Genomic DNA, 16,406 nt, shown 5'->3' with positions numbered 1-16,406 from the left:
GACATGATCTCCATGCGAGCCATGCAACCTCTTCGATCTGGTATTAATGTCAGCACTAATGCTGGTTCTAATGCCAGAACATCGCCCGATTTGCCCGATCAGCAAAATCCGCTCGCCGGACGCTCACAGTCGGTCCGAGCCCGGCTAACTTCCAGTCCTGCCGCTCAAACTCGCCCGGATCAATCGAGAACTCTGCGCCGCGCTCGCGCTGCTGGATCAGGTCGTAGGCGTAGACATGCTCGATGAGGCTCCTAGGCCCCCCAGCGCTGGCGAAGAGACCGCCGACCCGCAGGATGCCCATGACCTCGACAAAGGCGATCATCTCACCCGTGCGGGGAACGGTACGGATGATAATCTTATGGCCGAGCGGGATGTCAGGGCCTGTAAGACCCGGAAGCCCATCGACGAGGTACCGGAAGGTGCCGCCGTGCTTCTGCATCTCGCCGACACATTTCAGCAAACGATCCCAGTCCATGAATGCACGGCCGGTGGTGCGGATCAGGTAGAGCCAGATTGCAGTGATAACGCCACCGAACACCGCTTGCGGGCTAAAGTCGAAGCCGAGCTTCAGCATGTCGTCATCGGCGACTCCTACGACCTGTGCTGCCTGTTCTGCCGCGTCGATGTCGAGCTGCGAAAACTGCTTCTTTGTCCGTTTCAGCAGTTCCCGAAATGTCTTCATATTGCCGGCGGCTATGATAACCTGGTGGCCGTCCTCGATCTCCGCGACGTCGTAAGTCACCTGGGCCGAGGTGATCTTACCGTCTGCCTCGATTCGCACCCGCCGACCATCGCGCGTCTCAACGAGCTTCGGCGGATGCTCTCCTTCGTCCCGCGGTAGGTTTAGCAGAGTTGGCCAGTCGCCGAACGCTTTCACCAGCGCGTTGTCGGCAGCGCGGTCGAGAGCTGTGTTGCAGCTCCGGCAGATGATACCTTTTGGCTTTAGGCGACCGCCAAGAGCATTAGGAAAAACGTGAGCGGCCGAGTCGTTTTGAGCCGTCAGGGTGGTCCCACAGCCGCGGCACTTCGGGGCAGCGGCCCGTCTCTTTGCTTCCCTCATCGCTCCCTCCGTGATCTCATACGTCCGCTTCCGCTCGTACGCCAATGCAAAACCTCGGCCGGTCGTCCTCTGTCGCGCATCTAATCGAAGTCTTTCCTCGTGGCCGCTCCGTGGTTCCCAAAGACTCTCCCCTTGCTTTCCCGAGAAATTCAAAATGACTTACATTAAAACGCTGTTGTTTACGGATTCGCGCTATTGCCTGGAATGTTATTTTCGTTAGCGTGAACTTTGCGGTTCGGTAACTGCAGATTGTCGAAGAGGTCGATAGCACTCCTTGAATGAGAACCGTTCGACGTGTCGTCTACGCGGACAACCCAGAAACAGCGCGTACCATAGTCCGCCGAGCGGACTTCGAAGCGTTTGACTCTGGGTCCGATCTTTGTTGCAGATTCCGGATGCCGCTGGAGTGCAAGGATGAGAAAGCACTCGTCCGCCTTATCAACCGATTGATTTAGTGCATATTTATAAAGTATTGCACGAAAGTGTTCACGCGCCTCAGCTTGACTATTGAACGTCTTATCGCCGATTTCGACCAACTGCCGTCTGCCCATCGCACGTCCTACTCAACCCGAGCAAAATTCAAGGTACCCCTTTCGAGGGTGGAGAATTTCCCAACGAAGAGACGCTCAGGAATTTCGTTCCACGGCATCGCGGTCGCCAAGATTACCTGGTGTTCCACGTCTGTGGAGTTTGATATCTCAATGACCTGCTTCTGAAAATTATGGCTTCTCGCCTGCTCCATGCCCTTGTCTTCTGTGATATCGATCATGAGAAAACGAGGATGCCGAAAGTCCTTGTCGCGTAGGGCTGCGGCTAGGAAACCGACTAGGAACGCAGTCTTCAAAACCACCCGCGAGCTGGCTGAAAAGTATGTGTGATCGTCGACTGTGATCGTATTCTTTCCAAAGGAAAACTCTACTCGCTGTGGATCCACGAACGAATCCTGGCGCTTGAGATCGCCCTTCAGCATTTTGATCGTCTCGCGCTCTATTTCGCTGCGAGCCACTCGTATCCTGTCGGTCTGACCTCTTTTAAGTGCACCGATCCGGCTTTCCAAATCCTTGATTTCCACGTCGAGGTTCGCCCTCCTTTCCGAAAGGTCCCCGATCTTGTTTGCGAGCTTGAACTGCGAATCGACATCCTCGATAGACCGATCAAGGTACCCAACTTGTCGATGGAGATCCCTAATTTCTTCTCGAACCTTCGATGTTGGTCGCGACGCTACCGCCGATAACTCTCGAGACTTTGCAGACCAGCGAAATTTGATTTCCTCGACCTTTGCGACCTGCGCCTTGAGGCGTTGACCGCGAATTACTTGAAGCCGCTCGGATTGCTTGATCTGGATAGAGAGGTTGTTGATGATCCCGGTAACCTGTTCTCTCGCTCGTTCTAGGTCAATCGGCGTCTTACAAAGGTGGCATGCAAACGAATGCTCATCCGCCTCAAGCACCTCGCCGTAACAGGCTGGGCAGGTTGCGAAACGGACGTCAGTAACGACCGTGGCCGCAAGTCGAGCATCTCTGAGCGCTTCGGATTTCCGTTTGAGGCTCTCAATAAACGACTGGGAATCGGAAATCTCAAATTCAAGGCCACCCCGGACCTCTTGAGCTTCAACAAGCTCCTGCTGCAGCCTCTGAACGGTGCTGTAGAGTTCCTTTTGCTGCGTGAGGCTCAACCTCTGTAGCGTTGAGGAGGAAAAAAACTCTTCCTCTTTCTGCGCGATCAGATGCAATAGCCGATCCTTGTCCGCAATGAGACCGGTACGTTTCTGCGTGATCCACTGCAGTCCGAGACTTTCCTCTCCACCGACGACACGGAAGATACTCCGCAGCTCAGCGGACACTTCCTGAAACTCCTTCTCTTTCGCTCTGAGCTTCTGCTGGGATTCATAAATTGCAGTGTCGAAAGCCCCGCACAGAAGATTTCCCACAGCCTCGCGCAAGTTCTCCGGGTCGTAACCTTCAAAGCGAAATAGACTGTCGGTGGGCGAGAGTTGGTCGGCATAAAGCAACCGAAGAACTTGATGCATCGTGATACTGGACGTCCCTTCGACGGCAACATCAGGCATCCCGAGCAATCGAAAGATCGCTTGAGAAAAGCTCTCCTTGTTTTGGGAGCGCGCATAGGGGTACCGCAGCCACGATTCGATCGGCGCGGTCTCAGCGGCTTCGTAGCGCCCGCCGAATATTTCCATGTCCGACTGTGCCGAGGTATCAATTTTCCGGCGCAGGACAGCCGGATTGCCGTTCAACTCGACCTCGGTCCAAACGTGATCGCACAGCAGAGCATGCTCGCTCCAGTCGAGTTTGCTTAGATCTCCGCCCAGCCCGAAGAATATGAAATTGAGAATGGTAGACTTGCCAGATGAATTGTCGCCCCGAACGATATTGACCCCCGAGTGGTACCGCTCATCATAAGCAATATGCACCCCGCGCTTAACAACCAAGCGCCGAACAATCAGGCATGGTTCAAATCGGATCATATCTGTATTCCAAAAGTTTGCTACGGGCTTTCAAGCCGTCTCTGCCATAAAGATCATATCGGCGGTTGATCTGACACAGGATCGAAATGAAATCAGCCATCGAAGCATTCAGCTCAGCACACCGGCTTTCGATTTCGGTCCCAAGTTTCTCGCCGGCGAAAGAGACCTGGTTTTTCTCCCAAGCCTCATTATGAATGACGCCTGCCCTTGCCATGCTTTCAGCAGCGGTCTTTTGAAACGGCGCCATACGATCGAACAGGGAGTGGTCATCGGGCAGTTCGCCGTAGGGCCTGAGTCTTGCATAACCTTTACTGACGGATCGCCAGGTCGTGTCATCTGAGAAAAATTGTAGATTTTGCAACCTGAACGGATAGAGCAGATAGAAATCCAGTATCCTGAACTTGTCAAACGGAACCGGTTCCCGAAGACCGCAGCCGAAGTAGAGTCTGAAATACCGGAAGATCGCATGGTATGGGTCAAATGCCTCGTTGTAAGAGAGCTGCGTCATGCCACGACCCTCGGGCTATGATGCCACCGAATGAAGCATTGCTCAGCCAACCAATAAACCATTCCAAGCACAATGTTGTGGCTGATAATCATCAACTCGCTGTTGCACTCCTCGACGATTGGATTGACTATTCGGTCCATGATCATCACGTTCATCTCGTATTCCGACAGCTTTGGAATCTGCGGATAGATTACGTGCGAGAATTCGGCCTCCGTTTTGGCGAGGATATGAACAAAGATCGACTGAGCCGACGAATACAGCGACCATCGTTCCAGCAACTTCGCGAACATCTCCTTCTTCTCGATCGCCTCGTCGTAATAATGAGACATGTTGGCCGCAACCAGCTTGTTCTCAAGCCCTTCGATCCCATCGTGAGACCGACGGACATGGTAACGAGCGAGCTCATCGATCGTGATTTTTGTTTCGTCGCTCGACTCGTATTGCTCCTTCAGCCGATGAAGCAGCTTCTCGACCATAGTTTTCGGAGACTGGATCGTAACAATCTTGTCGCGACCGATAACGTCCCGCTCGGCGCGAGCGCTGCGCTGATCTACAGTGTTCATTTATGCTACTTAGCAGTTGTATTCTTGTCGCGACCGACGATATCGCCGCCGGCGCTCGATCCACTTTGATCGACGGAGTTTCCGTTCGCGCCAGACCGCAAGTTTTTCGTCAGTTGAAATGTGATGAGTGCACTTGCTGCGCCACCGGCAATCAAACCAGCGACAAAATTCGAAAAATCGAAAGTGAAGTTCATAATTTCCCCCCTAAGTAGAGTAGATTAGCCGTGCTTCGAGGAGTTTTGTCAATATTCGCGATCGCTTCCGAGCGGATTTGTGATGGTCCATCGACTAACAGCTTCGCGATACCGCGGCAACGACCAGTACTTATCCGGTCTGAGCGTCGCGTTTGCTTGACTTGAGCCGGTGAGGGAGGTGGCCGTGCCAAGTTCTCAGCTCCATCGTCGTGCCCTGCAAACTGTGCGTTTTCCGAATAAGGGCTCTCGGTCGGATGGGCCTTCCGGCTCTTCAGGGCAGGACTGGCGTCTTCGTCTCATGGGGCGGACGAACGGCTTTTCATCCACTCGAAAAAGTTCGATCGACGATTCTTGTACCAACCGGAGCCTAGTCAGCAATCGCCAGCGGGACGCGACGAGCCACGTCTATGTCAAATAGCCATCGCCATCAAATTTGCCGGTGATGGAAGGTGATCTTTATCCGTGGAGATTGTTGTTTTCGTCTTAACTTGCCATACCGTGCAGCAGCCTCCGCCTCAGGCGACGGACCATCCACCGTCCACCAGCAGGTTCGCGCCGGTGATCAGGCTTGCAGCCGGCGATGCCAGGAAGACCACGGCACCCACCACATCGTCGGTTTCACCGATCCGGCCGAGGGGAATGTGATCGAGCGTCGCTTTGCTATTGTCGGCATCGGATAGGAAAGGGGCTGTCCCATCCGTGTGGATGAAGGTCGGCGATACGGTGTTGACGGTGATATTATAGGCTGCCCATTCGGCTGCCAGGCAGCGCGTGAGGTGATTGATCGCCGCCTTGCTCATGCAATAGATGGCCTCGCCGCGCAGTGCCACGGTGCCGGCCTGTGAGCTGATGTTGATAATCCGGCCGCCATTGCGCTTGATCATGTGACGCCCGACTGCCTGCGTCATCAAAAAGGTGCCCTTGATGTTGACATCAAGGATCTCGTCAAGGTCCTTCTCCTCAACGAGTTCGGCGAGATTGCCAGGCGCCACCCCGACGTTGTTGATAAGGACGTCGATCCGGCCGAATGTCGCAAGCGCTGCATCGACGGCTTGGGCGATATGGGCATTGTTGGGAATATCCAGTTCAACGGTGAGGACTTTTCGTCCCGTCCCCTCGAGTTCGGCAACCAGTCCCGCCGACGCTGCGACATCGCGGACCCCCAAAACAATATCGGAGCCTGCTGCGGCACAGGCAAGCGCGCAAGCTCGACCGATGCCACGGCTGGCTCCCGTCACCAAAGTCACCTTACCCTCAAGGCTGAAGTCCGGCGCATTTTTCTGCATCATGGTGCCTCCCTCGATGAACCCTATTTATGGCAGGGTCGGCGGGCCGATGCCAGATGTCAGATCTGCTTTGCTTGGGCCGGACAGCCCACAAGCAGACTTGCCGTCTCAGTGGTGTGCTGGTTGCGGCGCGTCGATGGGTGTAGACTGCCGGCACGATTGCATGGTCATGCAAGGCAATGACGATGGGCACCCCCGCGCTCGACCGAAAGCTGCTCGCCATCCTCGCGGCGGATATGGTCGGTTACTCCAAAGCGATGGAGGCCGATGAGGCCGGCACCATCAAGCGGCTGAAGGCCATCCGCGCCGAGCTGATCAATCCCGCCATCTCCCTGCGCCATGGCACGACTATCAAGCTGATGGGCGACGGCGCGCTCGTCGCTTTCGACAGCGTGGTGGATGCGGTTGCCTGCGCCGCGGCGTTTCAAAATGCCGTGGCGGCGCGCAATGCCGGCCTGCCGGAGGCTGAGAGAATCATCTTCCGCGTCGGGATCAATCTCGGCGATGTCGCCCTGGTGGATGGCGATGTCTATGGGGATGGGGTGAATGTCGCCGCGCGGCTGGAGCATTTGGCCGAGCCGGGCGGCGTGGTGGTGTCGGGCACCGCCTACGACCATCTCCAGGGCAAACTCGACTGGCAGCTCGATTTCGCCGGCGAGCAGCAAGTCAAGAATATCAGCCGCCCGGTGCGGATGTATCGGCTGAGGCTCGACGGCAAACGGCCGCGCCGCCCGCTTCTGGCAATGATCCCGCGCTGGGCCAAAACGCCTGCAGCAGTGATCGTCGCGCTGGCCCTGGCAGGCGGCGCGACCTGGTGGTTTCTCCAGCCAGAACCGCTGATCGGCAAGCCGTCGGTGGCGGTGCTGCCCTTCGACAATTTCGGCGGCGACGAGGCGAGCGGGCGTCTGGCCGATGGCCTGACCCAGGACATCATCACCGACCTCGCGCGGTTTCCCGAATTCGAGGTGGTGGCGCGCAATTCGACGGAAGTTTTTAAAGGCACGCCGGTGGATGCCCGCCAGGTCGCAACTGCGCTGCATGTCGGCTTTGTCCTGGAAGGCTCGATCCAGCGGCAGAGCGGCCGGGTGCGGATCACAGCCCAGTTGATCGATGCAAAAACCGGCCACCATCTCTGGTCGGAGAATTGGGACCGGCCGGCCGAGGACGTGTTCGCCGTTCAGACCGAAATCGCCGAGCAGGTCGCCAACCGCCTCGGCGGCGGCGTGGGACTGATTCAACAGGCCGGGCGGGCCGCGGCCAAACGCAAGCGGCCTGAAAACCTGAATGCCTATGATTATTATCTGCTCGGCTCCGAGAAGATCGAAAAGCTCACCAAAGCCGATGACGAGGAGGCCATCACCTTTCTCAACCGCGCCGTCGCACTGGACCCGGGGCTGGCGCGGGCCTGGGTCGAACTTTACCACGCTCATGATCTGATGGGCGTGTTCGGCGTCGATCCCGAAGGCAACCGCAAGCTGGCCGCCGATGTCGCCGAACGCGCGGTGCGGCTTGATCCGAGCGACGCCGAAGCCCATGCGGTGTTCGGCATGAGCCTTGCCAATAAGGGCGATATGGGCCGCGCCTCGTCCGAAATACTGACGTTTTACAGCGGCTATGCCGCCCGCTTCGGTGAGCCTGAACGCGGCGCCCAGATGGTCGACAAGGTCATGCGGCTCGACCCGAACTATCCGATGTGGGCGTCCAACTTCTTCGCACCCGCCTATTTCATGGCGGGGCGCTATCAGGATGCGGTGACGATGCTGGAGCGGATGGCCCCCAACAATTACCAAAGATGGACCTGGGTGGTCCGCAGCAGCGCGCTTGCGGCACTCGGCCGAACCGATGAGGCGAATGCTTCAGCCGTGGAAGCCCTCAAGCAGCACCCGGAGGTGACCGTCGAGAGCATGATCAATGAACCCGGCCTCAGCCCAATCGAGCGCAACCGCTTCATAGAAACAATGCCGCTCGCCGGCTTCCCGGCATGCGCAAAGCCCGAGGCACTGGCGAATCTTGTCAAACCCGTGCGCCTGCCGGAATGCGAGGCGGGGCAGGCGACGCCTCTCGCGCAGCCATAAAACATTCCCTGCAACGCGCGCCGCCCCGGTGCCCGCGAGAAGCCCTATGTTGAGTCCGTAGCGACTGCATTTCTCCCCCGTGAACTTGCCGGCTCAATCGCCGGAATTCCCAACAACGGCGCGTTCAGCCGCAACAGGCGCTTTGTGCCGTTGAAGGACCACAGCAGGCAGATGACTTGCGGTTTTCTTCTTTCAGCCATCGGTCGCGCGGCTTGCAGCTCGCCGGACGCGGCGCCAGCTCGACATGCAGAGCACCGTCCTTTACGGTCGGCATCGAGGCGCAATAGAGCTGCATCGGCCGGATGCCGTCGCTGACTTCAAAAGTCAGCTTAGCAGAACCGTCGAGCTGCACATGCTCCGACACCTTGCGAATGATCGCCGCGAACTTGCCGGCCGCCATGTGCGTACGATTTTCCTCGTCGATATCCCAAAGCTGCACGAAGATTTCCGACCAGGCTTCGGGGTTGGCACCGCAGTCAAGCGCGGCGAACTGCCCGGCCTTGACCTCAGTGACATGGTAACCGGGTTTCACCGGTCGACCGTCGTAGGAGAAGATCAGCGGCAGTTCACGGACTCCGTCGATCGTCTCTAGGAGGCGACCCAAGCTGATATCGGTTTCGAGAAGGGGCTTGTCGATCACGTTCATTTCGGCTACTCCTGTTTCAACACTTCAAGGATTGTAGAAATATGGAAGAACGTCAAGCCCTCATGTCGTTTGCGGCACTGTCACAGGAAACCCGGCTGCACATCGTGCGCATGCTGGTCGTTGCCGGGCCGAATGGCATGGCTGCCGGCGCCGTCGCCGAGAAGGCGGAGGTTTCCGCCTCCAACGTCTCGTTCCATCTGAAGGAACTGGAGCGAGCCGGACTTATCAACCAACAGCGGGAATCCCGCTCGATCATCTACACCGCCAACTACGAAGGCCTCGGCGCGCTCATCCGCTTCCTGATGGAAGACTGCTGCGGCGGCCATCCCGAGATCTGCGCGCCGGCCGCCGAAGTCGCCGCTTGCTGCGCTCCTGCCCCGAAGGAAAACCTGCAATGACCGCCGATCGCGTTTATAACGTGCTCTTCCTCTGCACGGGCAATTCCGCCCGCTCGATCCTGGCCGAATCCATCCTCAACCGCGAAGGCAAGGATCGCTTCAAGGCCTACTCGGCGGGAGCCAGGCCCAAGGGTGAAGTCCACCCGCTAGCGCTGGATACCCTGCGTGCCCTTGGCTACGAAAGCACCGGGTTCAGCTCGAAGAGCTGGGACGAGTTTGCCGAAGCCGGCGCGCCGCAAATGGATTTTATCTTCACGGTCTGCGACAACGCCGCGGGCGAGGCCTGCCCTGTGTGGATCGGCCATCCGATGACGGCGCACTGGGGTGTCGAGGATCCGGCGGCTGTCGAAGGCACGCTGATCGAGAAGGGCCAGGCTTTCTCACAAGCCGCGCGTTTCCTCAAGAACCGCATCATCGCATTCGTGAGCCTTCCGCTCACATCAATTGACAAGCTGGCGCTTGAAACGCAGCTGCGCGCCATCGGCACGATGGAGGGTACGACCAATAGCCGGGGCGACGTCGCATGAGCGGGGAGCTGGACCAGCAACCGATCAGCAGCGCTGATGAGGACCTGCGAGCGGCCTTGCAGGCTGCCCGACTTCCAACCGACGATCTTAGCGAAGACGGCCGCAGCTTCTTCCGGTTTACGGATCGGAACGCGACCGTCGGCTATGGCGGCCTGGAACATTACCGGGACTGCGCACTCCTGCGTTCGTTGGTGGTCCTGCCGCAGCATCGTGGGCAAGGTTACGGCGCAGCCATCACCGGGCAGTTGCTGGCCGAGGCTACGTGTCGCGGTGCCCAGACCGTTTATTTGCTGACGGATTCTGCAACTTCCTTTTTCGAACGCCTCGGTTTCGCCAAGGTGGATCGTGCGACGGCTCCTGCCGCAATCCTGCAAACCCGCCAGGCTGCAAGCCTGTGCCCGGCCTCGGCGGCGCTGCTGGCCAAGAGAGTCCAAGGTTGATCCATGTCCACTTTTGAACGTTACCTCACAGTCTGGGTCTTCCTCTGCATCGTTGTCGGGGTGGCTCTCGGTCATGTCATGCCCGACGTCTTCCAGACGATCGGCGGAGCCGAAGTCGCCAAGGTCAATCTGCCGGTCGCAATGCTGATCTGGTTGATGATCATTCCGATGCTTCTGAAAATCGACTTTGCGTCACTGAGCCAGGTCGGGCGCCATTGGCGCGGGATCGGTGTCACGCTCTTCATCAACTGGGCCGTCAAGCCGTTCTCGATGGCGCTGCTCGGCTGGCTGTTCGTCGGTTATCTGTTTCGGCCGTACCTGCCGGCTGACCAGATCGATAGCTACATTGCCGGCCTGATCATCCTTGCGGCTGCGCCATGCACGGCGATGGTCTTCGTGTGGTCGAACCTGACCAAAGGCGAGCCGCACTTCACGCTCTCCCAGGTGGCGCTGAACGACACTATCATGGTCGTTGCCTTCGCACCGATCGTTGGCCTGTTGCTCGGCCTTTCGGCCATTACGGTGCCGTGGGACACGCTGATCCTGTCGGTGGTGCTCTACATCGTCCTGCCGGTGATCGTCGCGCAGATCCTGCGCCGTGTGACTGACGTCAACCGGCTCGGCGCCAAGCTGCAGCCGGTGTCCCTGTTGGCACTCCTGGCCACCCTGGTTCTGCTGTTCGGCTTTCAGGGCGAACAGATCATCGCCCAGCCGGCGGTCATTGCGCTGCTGGCCGTGCCGATCCTGATCCAGGTCTACTTCAATTCAGGCCTCGCCTACCTGCTCAACCGCATGAGCGGCGAGGAGCACTGTGTTGCCGGGCCTTCGGCGCTGATCGGCGCCTCCAACTTTTTCGAACTGGCGGTGGCTGCGGCCATCAGCCTGTTCGGCTTCAACTCCGGGGCGGCGCTGGCCACCGTTGTCGGCGTCCTCATCGAGGTGCCGGTGATGCTGTCGGTCGTCTGGATCGTCAACCGCAGCAAGGGCTGGTATGAGCGCGGCGCCGCCGTCCAGACCAGCGCCACCACCATCAAGAGGATCTAACATTGGACGTCACAATTTATCACAACCCCGACTGCGGCACGTCGCGCAACACGCTGGAGATGATCCGCAATGCCGGCATTCAGCCCACGGTCATCGAGTACGTGAAGACACCGCCCAGCCGCGACCAGCTTGTCAGAATGATCGCGGAGGCCGGCCTCACCGTTCGTGAGGCGATCCGCGAAAAGGGCACGCCTTATGCGGAACTTGGCCTCGATGATCCGGCGCTGAGCGACGATCAGCTGCTTGACGCCATGCTTGAAAACCCAATCCTGATCAACCGGCCGTTCGTGATCACGCCGATCGGCACGCGGCTGTCGCGTCCTTCCGAACTGGTGCTCGACATTCTGCCGGACACGCATAAGGGGGCGTTCGCCAAGGAAGATGGCGAGCAAGTTCTCGATGCGGAGGGCAAGCGCGTTGTCTGACTTGCCTGCCGCATCCCTCGATCATCTGCGTCACCCGGATCTGGACGCGTTGCGTCCGGCGTTTTCTACTCACAAGCCACGCATCCTGATCCTCTACGGCTCGTTGCGGGCTGTATCATACAGCCGCCTGCTGGCTCATGAAGCCGCCCGGCTGCTGGAGCACTTCGGCTGCGAAGTGAAGATTTTCGATCCCGCTGGCCTGCCGCTTCCAGACGCGGAACCGGTCAACCATCCCAAGGTGCAGGAACTGCGTGATCTCTCTGCCTGGTCCGAAGGCCAGGTCTGGGTCAGTCCGGAGCGGCACGGTGCCATGACGGGCATCATGAAGGCGCAGATCGACTGGATCCCGCTTTCGGTCGGATCGGTGCGGCCGACCCAGGGCAAGACGCTGGCGGTGATGCAGGTGTCGGGCGGCTCGCAGTCGTTCAATGCGATCAACCAGCTTCGTGTCCTCGGCCGTTGGATGCGCATGATCACCATCCCCAACCAGTCCTCGGTGGCGAAAGCCTTTCAGGAGTTCGATGCGGACGGCCGCATGAAGCCCTCGTCCTATCACGATCGCGTCGTCGACGTCTGCGAGGAGCTGGTGAAATTCACCCTGCTGACCCGCGACGCCTCTGGCTATCTCACGGATCGCTACAGCGAGAGGAAGGAAGAAGCGGAAAAGCTGGAGCAGCGCACGAGACTGGAATCCATATGAGTGGACGCGTCCCGGTAGCAGCCATCATTGCCCTCGGCATCACTCAGAATATCGGCTACGGCACGCTCTACTACAGCTTCAGCATTCTGGCGCCTGATATGGCAGCCCATTTCGCCTGGTCGAGCGAATGGATCTTCGGCGCCCTCTCGGTCGCGCTGCTGATCGGCGGACTGACGGCGCCGTGGCTTGGCGGCCTTTTTGATCGCATCGGCGCCGGGCGGGTGATGACCATAGGCTCGGCCGTCGCCGCCGCAGCCTTGCTCGCCTGCGCCTACGCGCCGGGCCGGACGTCCTATGTCGCCGCCCTGATCGCGATCGAGGTCGCGGCCAATTTGGTGCAATACGGCGCGGCGTTCGCGTTCCTCGTTCAACTCCGCCCGGAGGTGGCCTCGCGCAGCATCACCTACCTCACGCTGATCGCGGGCTTCGCCTCGACGATGTTCTGGCCGATCACCACAGCGCTGCATGCGCAGATGTCGTGGCAGTACGTGTATGTGGTATTTGCCGCCCTCAACCTATTCATCTGCCTGCCGATCCACGCATGGCTGTCTCACGGCGCCGTAATACAACGGAAAACAGCAAAAACCGCCACGCCGCGCGTGGAGGGTTTCCTGCCACCTGAGCGTCGTCGCCTGGGGTTCCTGCTGATGGTAACCGGGTTCTCGCTGATGTCGCTCTCCGGCTCGGCGGTGCTGGTGCATATGGTGCCGCTGCTGTCTGGCCTCGGCCTCGGCACCACGGCTGCCCTGGTCGGGACGCTGTTCGGGCCGTCTCAGGTCGCCAGCCGTCTTATCAACATGATGTTCGGCAAGAACCTGGCGCCCCTGCATCTGGCCTTGATCGCGGCTCTTCTAATGCCCGGCGGCCTGCTGATCCTGTTGCTTCTGGCGCCTTGCGTGCCGGGCGCCATGATATTCGCAATGATCTTTGGCATGGGCAATGGCTTGCTGAGCATTGTCACCGGGACGCTGCCATTGCATCTGTTCGGCAGTGACGGTTATGGCAAGCGGCAGGGGCAGATGATGGCGGCCCGCTTGATCCTGTCCGCGCTTGCGCCGTTCGTCCTGGCGCTGGCGATGGCTCAGATCGGCATTCCGGCATCGCTGGCTATCTGCGCAACGCTGAGCTGCCTCGCGATCGTAATGTTCGGTTTGATCCTGGCCATGCAACGGCCAGGCCGCACTGCCGTCATCGCAAAATGAAATCCCGCAGCCCCGCTCGGATTGTCCCTCATCGGCAACTAAATCCGGGCTTGCTCGAACACGGCGCCAAGGTCGGCACGCTCCTGCGCCATGGCTTGCATGTCACCACGCAGGCTGGCCGGCGGTCACCGCTTGGCAGGCGGCTTCACCGCCGCTCGCCGCTGCAGCGCGAAACGTGCCGCCGAGCAGTTGATGTCGGGCACCAGATCGTAGGTCTGCTGGTAGAGGCTCAGCGCCAGCGTTTTGTTGCCGCGGGTTTCCGAGGCAAGTGCGGCAATTGCGGTGCGTTTATAGGCCTCGACGATCGGCTCGGCGGCCTTTGCCAGCGCCGCGTCGTCCGACGGTTCGGCGCTAAGCGAAAGCGCGGCATAGGTTGCGTCGCCATCGCGGCCGACGCGGCCGCCGACGGCGCCGTTGAAGCTTGGTTCGGAGACCTGGCGCATGCGCCGGGCGTTCTTGATGCAGGTCGGGATGCGGGCAGCTTCGGCATTGATGCGCTCAGCCGTCGGTCCACCCTCGGTGCTGCCGCTATCGGACAGGATGACATAGCCGATGATGCCGACGATGGCGAGATAGACGAGGCCCATGCCGGCGAGGAAGGCCGGCTGCTTGAGCAGCGGCTTCTTCGGCTTGTCGTCACCAGTCTTGGATGCCTCCTTCTTCGGCGCCTCCTTGGCCGGCGCCTTTTCCAGAAACTGGAACTCGACATCCTTGCCGAGGCGGAAGCTGTCGCCTGTCTTCAGCGACGCCGTCTGCAGCAGCGCTTCGCCGCGCAGCATGATCGGGTTCAGCCCCATGCGGCGGATGATGAAGCCGCCGTCGCTCTGTTTTTCGATGCGCGCATGGATCGGCGCCAGAAACGGATCGTCGACGACGATATCGGCATTCGACGCCCGGCCGATCGACATCTCCGGCCGGTCGAGCACATGGCTGCGGCTCTGGCCGCCGGGACCGGTCTGCAGAAGGCTGGGTTTGTTTCCGCGAAAGAAGGAAAAGGCCATGATCAGAACATCCCACTCGACATCATCTCGACAATTGCCGGCGCCAGCACCAGAAGCAGGATCGACACGACGATCATCATCGCCGGCATGACGATCTTGGCTTTCAGCTTTTCACTGGCCCTGTCGGCCTTCTCCCAGCGGCGGAAGCGCAGGTCGCGCGCATGTTCGCGCAACAGCTCGACGCGGTTGCTGCCCTCGACCTCGCCCTGGATCACCGCACGGATGACGCGGATGACCTCCTCGGCGGTCATGCGCCGCTCCAAACGCTGCAGCGCCTCTACCATGCCGGTGCCGAGCGCCACATCCTTCAGCGTCTGATCGATCTCTTCGCTCATCACCGTCCCGGGTGCAGCCTCGGCATAAAGCCTCAGGCTTTCCGGAAGGGTCGCCTGCGCCTGCTGGGTCATGACGACGAGATCGAGGAAATAGGGAAATTCGCGCGAAATGCGCTCCTTGCGGTCCTGCATCTTGTCGTCGGCGACCACCCAGAAATAGATGGCAGGGATCAGCCCGAGGATCAGACCGGCCACCAGGCCGCCGATGATGCTGCCGCTGGCAATGCCGAACAGCACGCCGAGCAGGATGAAGCCGAAGAGGCTGAGGACAACGAGAAGCGCGATATATTCGCGGCCCGTGACGCCGCCGAACGGCCGGCCGCCATAGATCAGCTTCTGCTCGAGCTGGACGCCGTAATCTTCGAGCCACGGCTCGAAGTGCAGCAGCACGAATTCCACCGGCGTGCGCATGCCGATGCTGTCGACGATATTCGGCGGCGGGCCATCGCCGCCGCGGGACCGGCGCACCACCTGGATGCTGCCGAGCAGATCGCCGATCCACCAGACGAAGAGGGCCGCGGTGATGCCGGCAAAAACCACCGCAATCGGGGCGAGGGGGATTTGAGACATCAGACCGACACCTTCATCATCGAGCGCATCCAGAAGAAGCCGGTGGCATAGAGAATGGCGCCGACGATGGCGATGACGATGCCGATGGCGTTGCCGAACACCTTGTCGATCAATTCAGGCTGACCGAAGAAGATCATCAGGATCATGAACAGCGCGCCGCCGTTGACGACGCGGAAGTTCATGCGCGCCTGCGACGACGAGGTGGTGATCTTCTGATCGAGCTTCCAGATTTCCTTGAAGGATTTCGACATTTCCGTCAGCGGCTCGGAAATATCGCCGCCCTGGCGGGCAAACAGACCAAGCGCCGCATCGACCATCTTGAAGTGCAGGCTCGGCACGGTGCGGGCGTGGCGGTCGAGCGCCTCGACCAGGCCGATGCCGAGCTTCTGTTCGCGGGCGATGCGCTCGAACTCGCGCGAGGCCGGCATCTGGCCGGTATCGGCCACCGCATTGACGGCGACGGCGAGCGGCTTGCCGGTGCGCACCGCCGAGACGATCTGGTCGACGGCATAGGGAAGCTGCGACTCGATCTGCAGCCAGCGCCGATGCAGGAAATGGCGGATGGTCGCCTTGGGCAGGAAGAAGGCGACCGGGATGGCAACGACGATGCCGAAGATCGGCCCGAAGATCAGCGAGATCACCAAGAAGACGACGATCGCCGTGATGCCGTAGGCAAGGATCATCGTATAGGGCGGAACGGCATCGCGCCCGAAAACCTGTGCCGCCTCGCTGGCGAGCGCAATATCGCGTTCGGTGGCGCGCAGCAGCGGCGCCGGCCAGCGCACCGGCGCGCCCCAGACGAGCAGCCCCGCCGTCACCGCGCCGAGGGCGACCGTAAAAATCTGCAGAATGCTGATATCCATGGCTTTTTCCTCAGAGCAATTCCAGGAAAAGTGCGAAGCGGTTTTCCGTCCGGAATTGCGTAAAAACAAAAGCTTAGAGCGGTTCTG

Annotated in this window: 19 protein-coding genes; 8 read left to right on the top strand and 11 right to left on the bottom strand. The window is 59.7% G+C overall.

From position 1 onward, the window contains the following. Positions 1 to 67: 67 nt before the first annotated feature. The 7 genes from GR197_RS29060 to GR197_RS29030 all read right to left on the bottom strand — a co-directional run bounded on the left by GR197_RS29060 (position 68) and on the right by GR197_RS29030 (position 6,093). Positions 68 to 1,060, bottom strand: a complete 993-nt coding sequence (locus GR197_RS29060; protein WP_164015887.1) for an HNH endonuclease — start codon at positions 1,058 to 1,060, stop codon at positions 68 to 70. Positions 1,061 to 1,239: 179 nt separating this feature from the next. Next, entirely contained in the window at positions 1,240 to 1,611 is a 372-nt protein-coding gene (locus tag GR197_RS29055) for a DCL family protein (protein ID WP_246724727.1), read from the bottom strand. Positions 1,612 to 1,619: 8 nt separating this feature from the next. Continuing rightward, positions 1,620 to 3,542 carry an ATP-binding protein gene (locus tag GR197_RS29050; RefSeq protein ID WP_164015885.1) on the bottom strand — a complete coding sequence of 641 codons (1,923 nt, stop codon included), beginning with the start codon at positions 3,540 to 3,542 and terminating at the stop codon, positions 1,620 to 1,622. Continuing rightward, positions 3,529 to 4,050, bottom strand: coding sequence for an ABC-three component system middle component 5 (locus tag GR197_RS29045; RefSeq protein ID WP_164015883.1), 522 nt, complete (start codon positions 4,048 to 4,050; stop codon positions 3,529 to 3,531). The genes GR197_RS29050 and GR197_RS29045 overlap by 14 nt, the downstream gene beginning before the upstream one ends. Beyond that, positions 4,047 to 4,613, bottom strand: a complete 567-nt coding sequence (locus GR197_RS29040; RefSeq protein WP_164015881.1) for an ABC-three component system protein — start codon at positions 4,611 to 4,613, stop codon at positions 4,047 to 4,049. The genes GR197_RS29045 and GR197_RS29040 overlap by 4 nt, the downstream gene beginning before the upstream one ends. Before the next feature lie 5 nt (positions 4,614 to 4,618). After that, entirely contained in the window at positions 4,619 to 4,807 is a 189-nt protein-coding gene (locus GR197_RS29035; protein ID WP_164015878.1) for a hypothetical protein, read from the bottom strand. Between the two features lie 515 nt (positions 4,808 to 5,322). Next, on the bottom strand, positions 5,323 to 6,093 hold the full coding sequence (locus GR197_RS29030) for an SDR family NAD(P)-dependent oxidoreductase (RefSeq protein ID WP_164015898.1): 771 nt from the start codon (positions 6,091 to 6,093) through the stop codon (positions 5,323 to 5,325). 185 nt (positions 6,094 to 6,278) lie between these two features. On the opposite strand from GR197_RS29030, the gene GR197_RS29025 reads away from it, so the two are divergent. Continuing rightward, positions 6,279 to 8,168: an adenylate/guanylate cyclase domain-containing protein gene (locus GR197_RS29025; protein ID WP_164015876.1), complete on the top strand. Its 1,890-nt coding sequence runs from the start codon at positions 6,279 to 6,281 to the stop codon at positions 8,166 to 8,168. 124 nt (positions 8,169 to 8,292) lie between these two features. Here GR197_RS29025 and GR197_RS29020 read toward each other — a convergent pair whose 3' ends face one another. Beyond that, entirely contained in the window at positions 8,293 to 8,814 is a 522-nt protein-coding gene (locus tag GR197_RS29020; protein ID WP_164015874.1) for a DUF6428 family protein, read from the bottom strand. A gap of 41 nt (positions 8,815 to 8,855) precedes the next feature. Between GR197_RS29020 and GR197_RS29015 the strand changes: the two genes are divergently transcribed. From GR197_RS29015 to arsK, 7 genes are read left to right on the top strand one after another with little or no spacing between them, the layout of a single operon-like run. Beyond that, a complete protein-coding gene (locus GR197_RS29015) occupies positions 8,856 to 9,212 on the top strand; it encodes an ArsR/SmtB family transcription factor (RefSeq protein WP_164015872.1) in 357 nt (118 codons plus the stop codon). Further along, positions 9,209 to 9,739, top strand: a complete 531-nt coding sequence (locus GR197_RS29010; protein ID WP_164015870.1) for an arsenate reductase ArsC — start codon at positions 9,209 to 9,211, stop codon at positions 9,737 to 9,739. The genes GR197_RS29015 and GR197_RS29010 overlap by 4 nt, the downstream gene beginning before the upstream one ends. After that, complete coding sequence (gene arsN2, locus GR197_RS29005) at positions 9,736 to 10,179, top strand: arsenic resistance N-acetyltransferase ArsN2 (RefSeq protein ID WP_164015868.1); 444 nt, start codon at positions 9,736 to 9,738, stop codon at positions 10,177 to 10,179. The genes GR197_RS29010 and arsN2 overlap by 4 nt, the downstream gene beginning before the upstream one ends. A gap of 3 nt (positions 10,180 to 10,182) precedes the next feature. Continuing rightward, positions 10,183 to 11,223: an ACR3 family arsenite efflux transporter gene (gene arsB / locus GR197_RS29000; RefSeq protein ID WP_164015866.1), complete on the top strand. Its 1,041-nt coding sequence runs from the start codon at positions 10,183 to 10,185 to the stop codon at positions 11,221 to 11,223. A 2-nt stretch (positions 11,224 to 11,225) separates the two neighbouring features. Further along, entirely contained in the window at positions 11,226 to 11,648 is a 423-nt protein-coding gene (arsC, locus tag GR197_RS28995) for an arsenate reductase (glutaredoxin) (protein WP_164015864.1), read from the top strand. Beyond that, the gene (arsH, locus tag GR197_RS28990) at positions 11,623 to 12,348 is read left to right on the top strand and encodes an arsenical resistance protein ArsH (protein ID WP_164015896.1); all 726 of its coding nucleotides are present in this window, start codon (positions 11,623 to 11,625) and stop codon (positions 12,346 to 12,348) included. The genes arsC and arsH overlap by 26 nt, the downstream gene beginning before the upstream one ends. Continuing rightward, positions 12,345 to 13,550, top strand: a complete 1,206-nt coding sequence (arsK, locus tag GR197_RS28985) for an arsenite efflux MFS transporter ArsK (RefSeq protein WP_164015862.1) — start codon at positions 12,345 to 12,347, stop codon at positions 13,548 to 13,550. The genes arsH and arsK overlap by 4 nt, the downstream gene beginning before the upstream one ends. Before the next feature lie 125 nt (positions 13,551 to 13,675). Here arsK and GR197_RS28980 read toward each other — a convergent pair whose 3' ends face one another. From GR197_RS28980 to GR197_RS28970, 3 genes are read right to left on the bottom strand one after another with little or no spacing between them, the layout of a single operon-like run. Further along, a complete protein-coding gene (locus tag GR197_RS28980; RefSeq protein WP_164015860.1) occupies positions 13,676 to 14,551 on the bottom strand; it encodes an FHA domain-containing protein in 876 nt (291 codons plus the stop codon). Positions 14,552 to 14,553: 2 nt separating this feature from the next. Further along, entirely contained in the window at positions 14,554 to 15,456 is a 903-nt protein-coding gene (locus GR197_RS28975) for a type II secretion system F family protein (protein ID WP_204330453.1), read from the bottom strand. Next, on the bottom strand, positions 15,456 to 16,319 hold the full coding sequence (locus GR197_RS28970) for a type II secretion system F family protein (RefSeq protein WP_164015858.1): 864 nt from the start codon (positions 16,317 to 16,319) through the stop codon (positions 15,456 to 15,458). The genes GR197_RS28975 and GR197_RS28970 overlap by 1 nt, the downstream gene beginning before the upstream one ends. Positions 16,320 to 16,406 lie beyond the last annotated feature (87 nt).

The organism is Rhizobium phaseoli (genome assembly GCF_010668805.1).
Taxonomy (GTDB): domain Bacteria; phylum Pseudomonadota; class Alphaproteobacteria; order Rhizobiales; family Rhizobiaceae; genus Rhizobium; species Rhizobium phaseoli_A.
This window is presented reverse-complemented; position numbering and strand designations above follow the sequence as displayed.

Coding starts and splice junctions, on each gene's coding strand:
- GR197_RS29060 (WP_164015887.1), bottom strand. CDS start 1,060: ATGAGGGAAGCAAAGAGACGGGCCGCTGCCCCGAAGTGCCGCGGCTGT.
- GR197_RS29055 (WP_246724727.1), bottom strand. CDS start 1,611: ATGGGCAGACGGCAGTTGGTCGAAATCGGCGATAAGACGTTCAATAGT.
- GR197_RS29050 (WP_164015885.1), bottom strand. CDS start 3,542: ATGATCCGATTTGAACCATGCCTGATTGTTCGGCGCTTGGTTGTTAAG.
- GR197_RS29045 (WP_164015883.1), bottom strand. CDS start 4,050: ATGACGCAGCTCTCTTACAACGAGGCATTTGACCCATACCATGCGATC.
- GR197_RS29040 (WP_164015881.1), bottom strand. CDS start 4,613: ATGAACACTGTAGATCAGCGCAGCGCTCGCGCCGAGCGGGACGTTATC.
- GR197_RS29035 (WP_164015878.1), bottom strand. CDS start 4,807: ATGAACTTCACTTTCGATTTTTCGAATTTTGTCGCTGGTTTGATTGCC.
- GR197_RS29030 (WP_164015898.1), bottom strand. CDS start 6,093: ATGCAGAAAAATGCGCCGGACTTCAGCCTTGAGGGTAAGGTGACTTTG.
- GR197_RS29025 (WP_164015876.1), top strand. CDS start 6,279: ATGGGCACCCCCGCGCTCGACCGAAAGCTGCTCGCCATCCTCGCGGCG.
- GR197_RS29020 (WP_164015874.1), bottom strand. CDS start 8,814: ATGAACGTGATCGACAAGCCCCTTCTCGAAACCGATATCAGCTTGGGT.
- GR197_RS29015 (WP_164015872.1), top strand. CDS start 8,856: ATGGAAGAACGTCAAGCCCTCATGTCGTTTGCGGCACTGTCACAGGAA.
- GR197_RS29010 (WP_164015870.1), top strand. CDS start 9,209: ATGACCGCCGATCGCGTTTATAACGTGCTCTTCCTCTGCACGGGCAAT.
- arsN2 (WP_164015868.1), top strand. CDS start 9,736: ATGAGCGGGGAGCTGGACCAGCAACCGATCAGCAGCGCTGATGAGGAC.
- arsB (WP_164015866.1), top strand. CDS start 10,183: ATGTCCACTTTTGAACGTTACCTCACAGTCTGGGTCTTCCTCTGCATC.
- arsH (WP_164015896.1), top strand. CDS start 11,623: ATGCGGAGGGCAAGCGCGTTGTCTGACTTGCCTGCCGCATCCCTCGAT.
- arsK (WP_164015862.1), top strand. CDS start 12,345: ATGAGTGGACGCGTCCCGGTAGCAGCCATCATTGCCCTCGGCATCACT.
- GR197_RS28980 (WP_164015860.1), bottom strand. CDS start 14,551: ATGGCCTTTTCCTTCTTTCGCGGAAACAAACCCAGCCTTCTGCAGACC.
- GR197_RS28975 (WP_204330453.1), bottom strand. CDS start 15,456: ATGTCTCAAATCCCCCTCGCCCCGATTGCGGTGGTTTTTGCCGGCATC.
- GR197_RS28970 (WP_164015858.1), bottom strand. CDS start 16,319: ATGGATATCAGCATTCTGCAGATTTTTACGGTCGCCCTCGGCGCGGTG.